17 protein-coding genes are annotated in these 11,850 nt (G+C 67.0%); 2 read left to right on the top strand and 15 right to left on the bottom strand.

What is annotated here, in order from left to right:
* Positions 1–146 precede the first annotated feature (146 nt).
* Positions 147–293: a hypothetical protein gene (locus OXQ95_RS01880; RefSeq protein WP_242096406.1), complete on the top strand. Its 147-nt coding sequence runs from the start codon at positions 147–149 to the stop codon at positions 291–293.
* Between the two features lie 33 nt (positions 294–326).
* Here OXQ95_RS01880 and OXQ95_RS01885 read toward each other — a convergent pair whose 3' ends face one another.
* The 8 genes from OXQ95_RS01885 to OXQ95_RS01920 form a co-directional block, all read right to left on the bottom strand.
* Positions 327–488, bottom strand: a complete 162-nt coding sequence (locus OXQ95_RS01885; RefSeq protein WP_267378822.1) for a hypothetical protein — start codon at positions 486–488, stop codon at positions 327–329.
* 21 nt (positions 489–509) lie between these two features.
* Positions 510–671: a hypothetical protein gene (locus OXQ95_RS01890; RefSeq protein ID WP_267378825.1), complete on the bottom strand. Its 162-nt coding sequence runs from the start codon at positions 669–671 to the stop codon at positions 510–512.
* 82 nt (positions 672–753) lie between these two features.
* Positions 754–1,074, bottom strand: a complete 321-nt coding sequence (locus OXQ95_RS01895) for a hypothetical protein (protein ID WP_242096403.1) — start codon at positions 1,072–1,074, stop codon at positions 754–756.
* Between the two features lie 58 nt (positions 1,075–1,132).
* Entirely contained in the window at positions 1,133–2,032 is a 900-nt protein-coding gene (locus OXQ95_RS01900; RefSeq protein ID WP_242096402.1) for a hemolysin family protein, read from the bottom strand.
* Positions 2,033–2,041: 9 nt separating this feature from the next.
* Positions 2,042–2,551, bottom strand: coding sequence for an rRNA maturation RNase YbeY (gene ybeY / locus OXQ95_RS01905; protein WP_242096401.1), 510 nt, complete (start codon positions 2,549–2,551; stop codon positions 2,042–2,044).
* A complete protein-coding gene (locus tag OXQ95_RS01910; protein WP_242096400.1) occupies positions 2,548–3,558 on the bottom strand; it encodes a PhoH family protein in 1,011 nt (336 codons plus the stop codon). Before OXQ95_RS01910 ends, ybeY begins: the two co-directional genes overlap by 4 nt.
* A gap of 163 nt (positions 3,559–3,721) precedes the next feature.
* Positions 3,722–5,056, bottom strand: coding sequence for a tRNA (N6-isopentenyl adenosine(37)-C2)-methylthiotransferase MiaB (gene miaB / locus OXQ95_RS01915; protein ID WP_267378831.1), 1,335 nt, complete (start codon positions 5,054–5,056; stop codon positions 3,722–3,724).
* A 42-nt stretch (positions 5,057–5,098) separates the two neighbouring features.
* Positions 5,099–5,419 carry a hypothetical protein gene (locus OXQ95_RS01920; protein WP_267378834.1) on the bottom strand — a complete coding sequence of 107 codons (321 nt, stop codon included), beginning with the start codon at positions 5,417–5,419 and terminating at the stop codon, positions 5,099–5,101.
* Between the two features lie 385 nt (positions 5,420–5,804).
* On the opposite strand from OXQ95_RS01920, the gene OXQ95_RS01925 reads away from it, so the two are divergent.
* Complete coding sequence (locus OXQ95_RS01925) at positions 5,805–6,944, top strand: aspartyl protease family protein (protein ID WP_267378838.1); 1,140 nt, start codon at positions 5,805–5,807, stop codon at positions 6,942–6,944.
* Positions 6,945–7,225: 281 nt separating this feature from the next.
* Here the strand turns inward: OXQ95_RS01925 and OXQ95_RS01930 are convergent, their stop codons facing one another.
* The 7 genes from OXQ95_RS01930 to OXQ95_RS01960 all read right to left on the bottom strand — a co-directional run bounded on the left by OXQ95_RS01930 (position 7,226) and on the right by OXQ95_RS01960 (position 11,828).
* Positions 7,226–7,942, bottom strand: a complete 717-nt coding sequence (locus OXQ95_RS01930; protein WP_267378841.1) for a lysophospholipid acyltransferase family protein — start codon at positions 7,940–7,942, stop codon at positions 7,226–7,228.
* 1 nt (position 7,943) lies between these two features.
* Complete coding sequence (locus OXQ95_RS01935; protein ID WP_242096395.1) at positions 7,944–8,366, bottom strand: Fur family transcriptional regulator; 423 nt, start codon at positions 8,364–8,366, stop codon at positions 7,944–7,946.
* A 98-nt stretch (positions 8,367–8,464) separates the two neighbouring features.
* Entirely contained in the window at positions 8,465–8,935 is a 471-nt protein-coding gene (locus OXQ95_RS01940; protein ID WP_242096394.1) for a GNAT family N-acetyltransferase, read from the bottom strand.
* Positions 8,935–9,549 (bottom strand): tRNA (adenosine(37)-N6)-threonylcarbamoyltransferase complex dimerization subunit type 1 TsaB, encoded by a 615-nt coding sequence (gene tsaB, locus OXQ95_RS01945; RefSeq protein WP_267378844.1) that lies wholly within the window; start codon positions 9,547–9,549, stop codon positions 8,935–8,937. Before tsaB ends, OXQ95_RS01940 begins: the two co-directional genes overlap by 1 nt.
* 10 nt (positions 9,550–9,559) lie before the next feature.
* Positions 9,560–10,150, bottom strand: coding sequence for a malonic semialdehyde reductase (locus OXQ95_RS01950; protein ID WP_267378847.1), 591 nt, complete (start codon positions 10,148–10,150; stop codon positions 9,560–9,562).
* Positions 10,150–10,725 carry a NifU family protein gene (locus OXQ95_RS01955; RefSeq protein ID WP_242096691.1) on the bottom strand — a complete coding sequence of 192 codons (576 nt, stop codon included), beginning with the start codon at positions 10,723–10,725 and terminating at the stop codon, positions 10,150–10,152. Before OXQ95_RS01955 ends, OXQ95_RS01950 begins: the two co-directional genes overlap by 1 nt.
* 191 nt (positions 10,726–10,916) lie before the next feature.
* The gene (locus tag OXQ95_RS01960; protein WP_267378849.1) at positions 10,917–11,828 is read right to left on the bottom strand and encodes an aspartyl/asparaginyl beta-hydroxylase domain-containing protein; all 912 of its coding nucleotides are present in this window, start codon (positions 11,826–11,828) and stop codon (positions 10,917–10,919) included.
* Between the last annotated feature and the right edge of the window lie 22 nt (positions 11,829–11,850).

The following is an 11,850-nucleotide window of genomic DNA, read 5'->3' on the forward strand; positions in this document are numbered from 1 at the left end:
CGGCGACGTCCTATCCACGAGACTTGCAAGGATGGCTGGGGAACCATGATGAACGCGCTATATCCGCTGAGCGTGTTGGGCTGGGCTTTCGAAGGCGCGATGTTGCTTGCGCTCGCGGCCTCGCGCATCGCGCCGCGGGGGCGGGCATGAAGTATCTGGTCAGCGCGGCGGCTTCGATGCTGTTGACCACCGTGGCGCTCAGCTCGGCGCACGGGCGCCACCGGCCCCCCTTCGATGCCGCGCATCATGGCCACCCCATGGGCACATGGCGCGGCCATCACCACGCGCGGTAACGCGCCGCTTTCCATCCCGAACGGGTTCGAACGTCAGGTAAGCGAGGATTTTTTTCGCTCCGGTCCTTCGTCGCTACGGTCGGGCTGACCCTTGTCGAGCGTGTCGCTCGGCCGGCGTGCGTCGCCCTCGTTCTGATGCTCGGTCGAAAGATTGGGCTGCTTCGTCTCGGTCGTGGGTTTGATGGGGTCGCTCATCATCGGCTCCTCGTGGACATTTCAACCTTGCGCGGAAAGCGGTGGCGGTGAGGGCCGCTGCCCGGCCGCGGGCTTGGCCACCTTGCCGGTGAACAGCACGACGAGCGCGATCGCGAGCATGACCCCGATCGCCATCGCGATCAGCAGATTGCGTCGGGCGGTGGCTCCGGGTTCGTCCTTCATCGGCATCGCGCTCCTTCCGGATCATAACTCGCGACCGCACGGAACGGCTCATGCGGCCGATGCTCGCCGGTCGATTGCAGCCCTAGCGTGTCGGAGAAGTCCGAGCGCGGCTGATTCGAAGCCCGATAAAGAGGATAGTCGGCCAGAACATCGTGTTGGCGACATCGCCCAGCGTGTCCGCCCAGCGCCAGGATCCGTAATGCAGCCGGTCCATGATCTCGTTGGCGGCTTCGAACGCCGCCACGACGGCGAGCGGCAACGGCGTGGCCAGCGAGCGGCGGGTGACCACGCGCGTGACGATCAGAATGGCCATGCCGGCATGCACATGGAGCAGCGAATCCGCCATTCCCGTGCCGTCACCGATGGCGACAATCAGGCGGGCATAGAAGCTGGGCAGATCCATGCGCGGCTAGTCGCGCGTGTCGGCCCGGTCTGCAACCCCAAGGCAAGGCGAGACGCCGTCATTCCTCCGCGGGCGCGACCGGGGGATGCAGGCGGAGCCGGTTTACGCGGCGTTCGTCGGCATCGGTCACCTCGAGCTTCCAGCCGCTGGGATGATCGATGCAGTCGCCCACCGCGGGCACGCGGCCGGCGAGGATCGCGGCCATCCCGCCCAGCGTGTCGATGTCGCCATCCGCCTCGCCCAGCCGCGCGTCGATCGTGTCGGCCACATCCTCCAGCTCGGCGCGGGCATCGGCATCCCAGGCGCCGCCGTCGATCGGCACGAGCAGCGCCTCGGGCGCATCGTCATGCTCGTCCTCGATATCGCCGACGATCTCCTCGATCAGATCCTCAATCGTCACGAGCCCTTCGGTGCCGAAATATTCGTCGAGCACGATGGCCAGATGGACACGCTTTTGGCGCATATCCGCCAGCAGATCGAGCGCGCCGCGGCTCATCGGCACATAGAGCGGCTCGCGGATCAAATCGGCGATCCGCGCCGGGTGTTCGGCGCCGGTCGCCAGGATCGCGAACACGTCCTTGATATGGACCATGCCGACGATCGTATCGAGCTTCTCGCGATAGACCGGCAGGCGGCTGTGGCCGGCCTCGGCGAACACCGACACCAGATCGGAAAACGCGATGCCTTCCTCGACCGCCACGATATCGGCGCGCGGCACGCCCACGTCTCCCGCGTCGCGCTCGCCGAAATGGAGCAGGTTGCGCACCATCTGGCGCTCGAGCGGGGTGAGGTCGCCCTTCGCGTCGGGCGCCGGATCGTCCTCGTGGCGGTCGATCGCTTCCTCGAGCTGGTCGCGCAGCGTCTCGTCGTCGCCGCCGCCGAAGATCAACGTCTTCAGCCCGCGCCAGATGCCTTCGCCGCTACTGTCGCCGTTCCCGGCTTGGGGGCCATCGGCCATGTCGCTTCGTCAATCCTCGCGCACCAGATAGGGATCGGCGATGCCGAGCGATGCGAGCGCGTCCCGTTCGATCGCCTCCATCGCGTCCGCCTCGTCGTCCGCCAGATGGTCATAGCCTAGCAGATGGAGGACGCCGTGCACCACCAAATGCGTGGCATGCGTCTCGACCGACACGCCCTTGTCCGCCGCTTCGGCCGTGCAGACGCCGTGCGCCAGGACGATGTCGCCCAGCAGCACCTCGCCGTCGTCCGACCCTTGCGTGACAGTCTCGAGCAGATCGGACTGCACCATCGGAAAGGACAGGACGTTGGTCGGCTTGTCCTTGTGGCGATAGCGGGCGTTCAGCGTGCGCACTTCGTCGTCGGACGTCAGCCGGATCGAGATCTCGATCGTCGCGGGATCGGTGAGCAGGCCGCCATGCGGCGTCCGTTCGATCGCGGCCCGCGCGGCGCGGGTGGCGAGCGCCTCCCATTCCCCCTCGGGCCAGGGTTCGTCGGCGCTGAGTTCGATCTGGATCACGCTGGCCCGTCCGTTCCCTCATAGGCCTCGACCACGCGGCCCACGATCGGGTGGCGCACCACGTCCTGCGTGCCGAAGCGGCAGATCGAGATGCTCTCGATCCCTTCCAATCGCCGCACCGCGTCGCCCAGCCCTGATGCGCCGACGCCGCCGGGGATGTCGACCTGCTTGGGATCGCCGCAGATCACCATCCGGCTGTTCTGGCCGAAGCGCGTCAGGAACATCTTCATTTGCGCCTGCGTGGTGTTCTGCGCCTCGTCGAGGATCACGAACGCATCCGCGAGCGTCCGCCCGCGCATGAAGGCGATCGGCGCCACCTCGATCTCGCCGCTGGCGATCCGCCGCTCCACCTGTTCGGCGGGCAGGCAGTCGTAGAGCGCGTCGTAGAGCGGGCGGAGATAGGGATCGACCTTCTCCTTCATGTCGCCCGGCAGGAAGCCCAGCCGCTCGCCGGCCTCGACGGCGGGGCGCGACAGGATCAGCCGCTGGACGCTGCCGTTGATGAGCTGCGCCACCGCCTGCGCCACCGCGACATAGGTCTTGCCCGTGCCCGCCGGCCCGAGCGCGAAGATCATGTCGTTGGTGGTCAACTCGCGCATGTAATGCGCCTGTGCCGGCGTGCGGGGGACGATCGTCTTCTTGCGCGTCCGGATCATGATCGGTGGCGCGCCGGCGCCGCCCGGATCGGCCTTGATGATGCCCGCCAGCGTCGGCTCGGCGGCCATCGCGATCGCGGCGTCGACCAGGCCGGTATCCACCTCCTCGCCGCGGGTGATGCGGTTGTAGAGATCCTGCAGCACCGCGCGCGCGGTGGCGACGTGATCGGCCGATCCTTCCAGCCCCACCCGGTTGCCGCGGGCGGTGATGTACACCCCCAGGCGATTTTCCAGCGCCACCAGATTCTGGTCATATTGCCCGAAGAGGCGCGGCAGGAGCTGGGGCTTGTCGAACAGGATTTCCACGCGGCTGCGATCGCCGGACTGGGCGGGGACAGGCTTGCGGCTCATGCAGATCCTTGAGGCAGGAGGGCGAAGTGGAGGAAGTGGAGGCGTGAAACGACAAGATGAGCCGCCGCACGACGGGGTTCAAGGGCAGCGGGCGGGCCGGGCGAGTCGGATGGCATCGCCCGTGAGTGTGGCAGGTGGACCGCCTGTAGGACAGTGCGATTTCTCAGGCGGCGACCGCGATGTTCGCGGCGCCGGTGAGCGAATTGGGCCCGGCGGCGGCGAGCGTCACCGAAACCAGATCGCCGATCGCATGATCGCCGATCAGATGCACCGATTGCAGCCAGGGCGATTTGCCGAGCATCTGCCCGGGCAGCTTGCCGCGGCGTTCGATCAGCAATGGGCAGGTGCGGCCGACGCTGGCCAGGTTGAACGCGTGCTGGTCGCGGTTGAGCGCCGCCTGGAGGCGCTGGAGCCGGACGTCCATCACCTCGGGCGGCACCGCGCCGGCCATCGCGGCGGCGGGCGTGCCGGGCCGCGCGCTATATTTGAAGCTGAACGCCTGCGCGTAACCCACCGCATCCACCAGGCCGAGCGTCTCGGCGAAATCCGCCTCGGTCTCGCCCGGAAAGCCGACGATGAAATCGCCCGACAGCGCGATGTCGGGGCGGACCGCGCGGACCCGGTCGAGCAGGCGCAGATAATCGTCGCGGCCATGGCTGCGGTTCATCGCCTTCAGAACCCGCGTGCTGCCCGACTGCACGGGAAGGTGGAGGAACGGCATCAGCGATTCCACGTCGCCATGCGCGTCGATCAGCCCTTGTGCCATGTCGTTGGGGTGGCTGGTCGTATAGCGGATCCGCGCCAGGCCGGGGATGCGGTCGAGCGCGCGGATCAGGTCGTGCAGGCCGCGGCTCCCGGCCGGGCCGCCGTCGTCGCTCCAGGCGTTGACGTTCTGCCCCAGCAGCGTGATCTCGCGCGCGCCGGCATCCACCAGCGCCTTCGCCTCGTCGACGATCGCGGCGAACGGCCGGCTGATCTCGGCGCCGCGCGTATAGGGCACCACGCAATAGGTGCAGAATTTGTCGCAGCCTTCCTGCACCGTCAGGAACGCCGACGGCCCCACCCGCCGCCGCGCCGGCAGCGCGCCGAATTTGGACAGCAGCGGCATCTCGGTATCGAGCGCCGCCTTGCCCGCCGCGGCATCGGCCACCAGCGCCGGCAGGTTGTGATAGGATTGCGGCCCCACGACCACGTCCACCTTGGCGCGGCGGACGATCTCCTCGCCCTCGGCCTGCGCGACGCAGCCGGCCACCGCGATCATCGGCGCGCGGCCCGCCTTGCCCGCATCCTTGCGGATCCGGCCGATGTCCGAATAGACCTTCTCGGTCGCGCGCTCGCGGATGTGGCAGGTGTTGAGCACGACGAGATCGGCCGACGCCGCGTCATCGGTCGCGCTGAGGCCCTGCGCCGCCATCAGCTCGGCCATGCGCTCGCCGTCATAGACGTTCATCTGGCAGCCGAACGACTTGACGTGGAAGGTCTGGGGGGCGGGTTTCATCGCGCGCGCCTTAGCAACATCGGGCGCGCGAGGGGAGGGGCCTCAATCCGCGATCGCCGCGCGCTGCCGATCCGCCCAGGCCTCGCCCTCGTCCCCGCCCCAGAGCAGCCAGGCGATGTAGCCGGCGGACGGATCCTCGTCATTGCCCCATTGATGCGCGTGCGTGTCCTTGTCGACCGCGTGGCGCGCGAAATAGGCGTGCATCGACTTCACGTCCGCGTCGGACATCGCATGCCCGTCGACGATCTGCTGCGCGCGCTTCACGCCCACATCGGTGCCGCCGCGGTGGAACCGTTCGCGCAGGGCGAGGCCCTTCTCGGCGTTGGCGGCCATTGTCTGGGTGGGCTTGTGTTCGCTGGCCATGCGGTCGCTCCTGTCCGTTCGGGGGTACGAACCGGCGGGTGGCGGGGGCGTTCCGGGGCGGGGGGGGGAATGGTGGTGGAGGGCCGATGAGCGGCTTTTGGGAAGGCATCGGACCGACTGGGCTTTCCATACAAGATCGTGCCCCGAGAATGGCTCTACGTTCTCGGAATTCGTCGATGATGGTGTTGAGGAAAAAGGATTTCCTATAAAAGTCGAGGCGCTCACTTGCGGACAAGGTGTGAGAAAGGGCATCATGCCAGTCGGGTAGGGTTATAACAAAGGCCTGATGATGCAAGTTGGTGAAATTGCTTGGATATGCGAGCGAACAATACGTCCGGCTTGCACGTTGTTAGCCGCCTGTGCAACAATATTAGGCACTGTGCTGTTGGCCGAAGTCCAGGAAGTGACGTCCCCTTTGCCCGATACATTTACCAACCCACCGACGTTCTGGATGCCAGATACCGGATCGGTTTGGATAGGTTTCGATCCCCATGACGATCATGTCGTTATACCGATCGTGTTGAACGGGAGGCCCTCTAAGGCACTGGTTGATACAGGAATTGACCAGCTGATCGTTAGCAAATCCTACGCGGACGCCCATCACCTCCCTTTAACGTCATGGAGCAAAGTGGTTGGCTTCGGTGGAGCCGCCCAATACTATACCACGCCGTCTGTCGCGCTGGACATCGGCGCCTTTCGCACGGCAAGACCCGGCGCAGTCACCGTCGTCGATCTCAGCCAGCTTACCGTCTCGAGTTTGGAGGGTGTCGATGTCGTGATTGGCCTACCCTTGCTCGGTCCGTTCGAATGGCAGGTCGATCAAGATCATCATCGCTTCCGTTTGATGAAGTCCGGTTCAGTTCCTGTGGTCGATGGTGTTCCGATCAAGGTCGGACCGGGGAATTCGCGAATGGTCACCAACGGATCGGTCAACGGCAGATCCGTATCCTTGACCATGATCGACACCGGCAGCGATGGCGACGTCTCCCTATCGTCCCGCGCGGTCGAATTGACGGGATTCGCGCCACAGACAGACTTTGCGTCGATCGGCGTAGGCGGCACCGTGGTCCAGCCGCTCGGTCGATTGAAGGACTTCATGATCGGCACGCATAAGGTGACCGGTGCTTATGCTACCGTTGAGGATGGCAGTTGGTGGGGTGCAAAGGAGATTCAGACATCGATCGGTATGGGCGTTCTACGTGCCTATAACATGACGGTCGATCTCACGGCGGGACAGATGAAATTGGAACCCCGAGTGCCGCCCGCCCCTCCGATTTATAGAAGCCTTTCCGGCATTCAGGGGTCCGTTATGAATGGTCGATGGAATATCGCTCATGTCATGCGAGGCTCCCCAGCGATGACAGCAGGACTCAAGCCCAAGATGGCGATATGCGCCATCGACGACAAGCCGGTGTCCGAGGACTTGGTCAGCGGCTATTGGCATCGGGCGGCACCCAAAACGCGCCATTCCTTGAAGCTATGTGATGGTAGTTCGCGGATAATTACGCTTCGTTCGTTCTATTGACACCAGCGCAATAAACGGCGAACCGGTAATGTCGCCTTGGGTTAATGGATGGCTTTACGCCCGTGTTCTTCGCACTCTCGCAAACCAATGTCTGGTGAGAAACGGGTTCATGCGGTCTTCGGCGGTCGCAATCGAAGGCCGAATTCTCAAAATCCGTTGTCGATTGCCCTTCGTCGCAACAGTGCTCTTGCAAATGGAGCTACAGGAAAGGTCTGCCCCGAGCCAACGATTGCCGTGGTCGCAAGGGCGAATCACTTCCACGTCCGGCCAGCCGTCACCCCTCACCCAGCCACCGCCTCGATCCGCGCCCGCGCTTCCGCCGCCACCGCCTTGCGGCCGCCTTCGGGCACGAAGGGCTCCGCGAACGTCAGCGTCGCGGTGAAGCGGTCCGGGCGGCGCAGGACGCGCAGCGCGTGGGCCAGGCCGGGTTCGTCGCCCACCCAGGCCAGGCCGCGCGTGGCGTCGCCGTAATCGATGCGGAGGGGCTGGACGCGCACCCCCGGCGGCGGCGGGTCGACCACGCCGAGCAGCGCCGCCTTGAACGGCAGCAGCGTGACGCCGTCGCCGGTGGTGCCCTCGGGAAAGATCGTGACCGGGCGACCCCGCGCGATCGCCGTGCGCAGCCGCGCGATCTGCGCCGCCACGCCCAGCCGGTCGCCGCGTTCGACGAACAGCGTGGCGTTCAGGCGGCACAACCAGCCGATCAAGGGTACGCGCGCCAGCTCGGCCTTGGCGACGAAGGCGCTGCCCGTCGCGCCCGCCACGAGCAGGATGTCGATCCAGCTCAGATGGTTGGCGAGGAACAGCACGTCGCGGCGCAGCGGCGTGCCGACGATTCGGCTGCGGGCACCGACGATCCGGCCGACGGTTCCGAGAAAGCGCCGCGGCCAGGGCGAGGGCCGACCGAACAGCCGCCACGCGCCGTGGAGCGCGAGTCCCGCCAACAGGGCGAGCAGCAGCGCCGCGATCCGCAGGCCGAGCCGGGCGTTGGCGCGCACCTCAATCCTTGCGGGCGAGACTCACGCCGTAGAGCTCCATCCGGTGATCGACGAGGCGGAAGCCCAGCTTTTCGGCGATCGCCTTTTGCAATTGTTCGAGTTCGGGATCGACGAACTCGATCACCTTGCCCGATTCCACGTCGATCAGATGATCGTGATGCGCCTCGGGCGCGGGTTCGTAGCGGGCGCGGCCGTCGCCGAAATCATGGCGGTCGAGGATGCCCGCCTCCTCGAACAGGCGGACGGTGCGATAGACCGTCGCGATCGAGATGCCGGGATCGATCGCCGAGGCGCGCTCATACACCTTTTCCACGTCGGGATGGTCCTCGGCCTCCGACAGCACGCGCGCGATCACGCGGCGCTGCTCGGTGATGCGCAGCCCCTTCGCGTTGCAAAGGGCTTCGAGGTCGATCTTGCGCGCCATGTCCGTTCCCGCTGTTGTACCCCCCATGTAGCGACGCCACGCTGTTGCGAAAAGGGCGACCGACTCGCAATAACGATAGTGGGCGGCGCCCGGTGGTATCAGGGCAGCGCGCGGCGATAGGTGTGCGCGTCATAGGCCTTGCCCTCGGGCCCGCGATAATAGGCGCGGCGCTCGCCCACCTTGACGAAGCCGTGCGCGAGATAGAGCTTCAGCGCGTCGTTGCCCGCGCGAACCTCGAGGTGGAGGTCGGTCACGCCGGTCGCCGCGCAATCCGCTTCGATCGCGCGCAGGAGCGCGGTGGCGATGCCGCGGCGGCGCTGCGCGGGATCGACCGCGATCAGCAGCAGCTCGGCCTCGTCCAGCACGCCGCGGACCATCGCGAAGCCCGCGGGCACGTCGTCCACCAGCGCGATGGTCAGGCGGATGCCGGGCAGCGCCAGCACGCCCAACGCCTGGCCGCGCGTCCACGCCTCACCGAAGCGCGGGTCGAACGCCGCCTTCATCAGCGCGTCGACCATGGCGATATCGCGCGCGTCGCCGCCGCGAAGCTGGATCGTGCGCGTCGCCATCAGCGCGGCGGCTGAGGCTTCGCGTCGGGCGCGCGGCCATAGACCGGGCGCGGGGGCAGGGCGGCAAAGGCGGGGGGCAGATACACCGCATCGCCCGCATCGGGCAGCGCGTCGGTGCCGGCGAAGCGCGGGTCGATCGCGGCGAGCCGGTGCACCCCGCTGCCGATCGCGGGCAGGCCGCCGAGCGCGCGGAGCGCCGCTTCGGGGCGGAGCGACACCGCCGGGGCAAGGGCTTCCAACGGGGCGGAAAAACGCTGCATGAAGACCTCACCATGGCCGCCCTCGATCACGACCGCAAGCGGCTCGGGCTCGCGCGCCTGCGCGCCCGCCGCGATCAGCGCGAGCGACGAGAAGCCGTGCACCGTCGATCCCCAGCCGAGCGCCAGCCCGCGGGCGGCGGCGATGCCGACGCGGATGCCGGTGAAGCTGCCGGGTCCGCAATCGACCAGGATGCGCGGCGCCCGCCCGCCGTCCGGCAGCGCGGCGATCATCGGCACCAGCCGCTCCGCATGGCCGCGGCCCACCGCATCATGATCGCGCGCCACCACGCGGCCGTCCGCGATCAGCGCGACCGAACAGGCCGCGGTCGCGGTCTCGATGACGAGGGTGAGCACCGGCCGCGCGTCAGGCGATGCGATTGAACTTTTCGAACGCCGGTCGCGGCGAGCGCGCATGGACGGTCGCGGGATCGCCATGGCCGAGCGTCATGATGAAGTTGGTCTTCACGGCCGGCATGTCGTGGAAGAACGCCGCGTCGACCTTGCCCGCATCGAAGCCCGACATCGGCCCGGTGCCCAGACCCAGCGCGCGCGCCGCCATGATGAGATAGGCGCCCTGCAGCGTGCTGTTGCGAAACGCCGATACCGCGCGCAGCTCGGCATTGCCGTCGAACCAGGCCTTGGCATCCACATGCGGAAACAGTTCGGGCAGATGCTCGTGAAAGTCGTTGTCCATGCCCACGATCACGGTGACGGGCGCGGCGCGGACCTTGTCGGGGTTGGTGCCGGTGCAGCATTCGGCGAGCTTGGCCTTCGCCGCTTCGCTGGTGCACCAGACGAGCCGGGCGGGCAGCTGGTTGGCCGAAGTCGGCCCCATCTTCATCAGATCCCAGATCGCATGGAGATCGCTCTCCGCCACGGGCTCGTCGGTATAGCCGTTGAAGCTGCGGCCTTCGCGGAACAGCGCATCGAGCGCTTCGTCGGCGATCTTCGGCATCAGACGGCTCGCACTTCGGTGACTTCGGGGACGTAGTAGCGGAGCAGTTGCTCGATGCCGTTCTTCAGCGTCGCGCTCGACGACGGGCAGCCGGCGCAGGCGCCCTGAAGCTGGAGGAACACCTTGCCCTTGTCGAAGCCGCGATAGACGATGTCGCCGCCGTCGTTCGCGACCGCAGGGCGTACGCGCGTCTCGATCAGGTCGCGGATCTGGCCGATGATGTCGGCGTCCGCGGGATCGTCGGTGGCGATCATGGCGTCGTCCGACGGCACCGCGAACCCCGCCTTGGCGGGCTTGAAGAGCGGCATCGCGGCCGAGAAATGATCGAGCAGCAGCCCGAGCACGTCGGGTTTCAGGCTGCTCCACGCCACGCCCGGCGCCGCGGTGACCGAGACGAAGTCGCGGCCGAAGAACACCCCGGTCACATCGCCCAGACCGAAGATCGCCTCGGCGAGCGGGCTCGCCTCCGCCTCTTCGGGGTCGGCGAAGTCGCGCGTGCCGGCTTCCATGACGGTGCGTCCCGGCAGGAACTTCAGCGTCGCCGGGTTCGGGGTGGTTTCGGTCTCGATCAGCATGAGAGGCATGTGGCGCGTGGGGGGCGTGGGCGCAAGCCATTCCCCTCCTGCCTGTGTGGAGGGGGCGGGGAGGGCTGCCAGGGATTTACCGCGCCGCGGCAGAGCCGCGCCGTCAGCCGATGCCCTCGGCATCGCTGGCCGGGCTCGGCGATTTTTACGCGATTAGCTTTCGCTGATCGCGCACGCCGAGCTCAGACATCGAGCTGCTTCACTGCGGCGTTCCAATGGTCGATATTGTCGCGCGCTTCCTGCACGAAGGCGGAGCGCTTGACGAAACCCATGAAGAAATCCGCGAACCACTTGCCGGGCTGGCGCAAGGGGCGTTCGAACTGGATCAGCAGCACGACGCGGGTGTTCTGCGTGTCGTTCCACACCTCGTGCTGGTAGGTATCGTCGAACACCAGCGTCTCGCCTTCCGCCCAGCGCACGATCCGGTCGTGCACGCGCATCCGCACGTCGCCGTCGCGCGGCACGATCAGGCCGAGATGGCAGGTGATGAGCCCCTTGGTGACGCCGCGATGTTCGGGAATGTGCGTGCCGGGCGCCAGGATCGAGAAGAACGCGCTGTTGAGGCCGGGGATGCGCTCGACCACGTCGCGCGTCTGCGGGCAACGCGCCAGGTTTTCGGGAATCGGATAGCCATAGCCCCACAGGAAGAACGAACGCCACTTGTTCACCTCGGCGATCGAGCGATGATCGGGCGAGATCGTGGCGAGGCTGGGGGCGGCATCACCGCGCAGCGCGACCGCGACCGCCTCGTCGCGGATCGCCTGCCAGTTGTCGCGCAGGATCGCGGTCCAGGCGAAATCGCGCACGTCGAGCACGGGATCGTTGGGAACGAGGCTGGACGAGGCGATCAGCCGGTCGAAGATGCCGCGCAGATGCTTGCCGAACCGGATGATGAGCGGGCGGCCGCGTTCGGCCTCCATCGCGGCGCCCGGCGCGGGCGCGCCCGAGATGACGTTGAGATCGGGCACGCGGGGCCCGCGCGATGCGGTTGCGGCCTCGGCCTCCGCATTGTCGTTGCCCGGATTCCGCCACATTGCGGGGTTCGTCTTGGTTTCGGCCTGCACCGTCATCTCCGTGCCATCTCGGCGGTCCATCGCGCGCCATCACATCGCGGAT

This window comes from Sphingomonas sp. GC_Shp_6 (assembly GCF_026540835.1).
Classification (GTDB): domain Bacteria; phylum Pseudomonadota; class Alphaproteobacteria; order Sphingomonadales; family Sphingomonadaceae; genus Sphingomonas.

Excerpts from the sequence above, each read along its gene's own strand:
- OXQ95_RS01880 (WP_242096406.1), top strand. The coding sequence starts at position 147 with ATGAAGTATCTGGTCAGCGCGGCGGCTTCGATGCTGTTGACCACCGTG.
- OXQ95_RS01885 (WP_267378822.1), bottom strand. The coding sequence starts at position 488 with ATGAGCGACCCCATCAAACCCACGACCGAGACGAAGCAGCCCAATCTT.
- OXQ95_RS01890 (WP_267378825.1), bottom strand. The coding sequence starts at position 671 with ATGAAGGACGAACCCGGAGCCACCGCCCGACGCAATCTGCTGATCGCG.
- OXQ95_RS01895 (WP_242096403.1), bottom strand. The coding sequence starts at position 1,074 with ATGGATCTGCCCAGCTTCTATGCCCGCCTGATTGTCGCCATCGGTGAC.
- OXQ95_RS01900 (WP_242096402.1), bottom strand. The coding sequence starts at position 2,032 with ATGGCCGATGGCCCCCAAGCCGGGAACGGCGACAGTAGCGGCGAAGGC.
- OXQ95_RS01910 (WP_242096400.1), bottom strand. The coding sequence starts at position 3,558 with ATGAGCCGCAAGCCTGTCCCCGCCCAGTCCGGCGATCGCAGCCGCGTG.
- miaB (WP_267378831.1), bottom strand. The coding sequence starts at position 5,056 with ATGAAACCCGCCCCCCAGACCTTCCACGTCAAGTCGTTCGGCTGCCAG.
- OXQ95_RS01920 (WP_267378834.1), bottom strand. The coding sequence starts at position 5,419 with ATGGCCAGCGAACACAAGCCCACCCAGACAATGGCCGCCAACGCCGAG.
- OXQ95_RS01935 (WP_242096395.1), bottom strand. The coding sequence starts at position 8,366 with ATGGCGCGCAAGATCGACCTCGAAGCCCTTTGCAACGCGAAGGGGCTG.
- OXQ95_RS01940 (WP_242096394.1), bottom strand. The coding sequence starts at position 8,935 with ATGGCGACGCGCACGATCCAGCTTCGCGGCGGCGACGCGCGCGATATC.
- OXQ95_RS01950 (WP_267378847.1), bottom strand. The coding sequence starts at position 10,150 with ATGCCGAAGATCGCCGACGAAGCGCTCGATGCGCTGTTCCGCGAAGGC.
- OXQ95_RS01955 (WP_242096691.1), bottom strand. The coding sequence starts at position 10,725 with ATGCTGATCGAGACCGAAACCACCCCGAACCCGGCGACGCTGAAGTTC.
- OXQ95_RS01960 (WP_267378849.1), bottom strand. The coding sequence starts at position 11,828 with ATGGACCGCCGAGATGGCACGGAGATGACGGTGCAGGCCGAAACCAAG.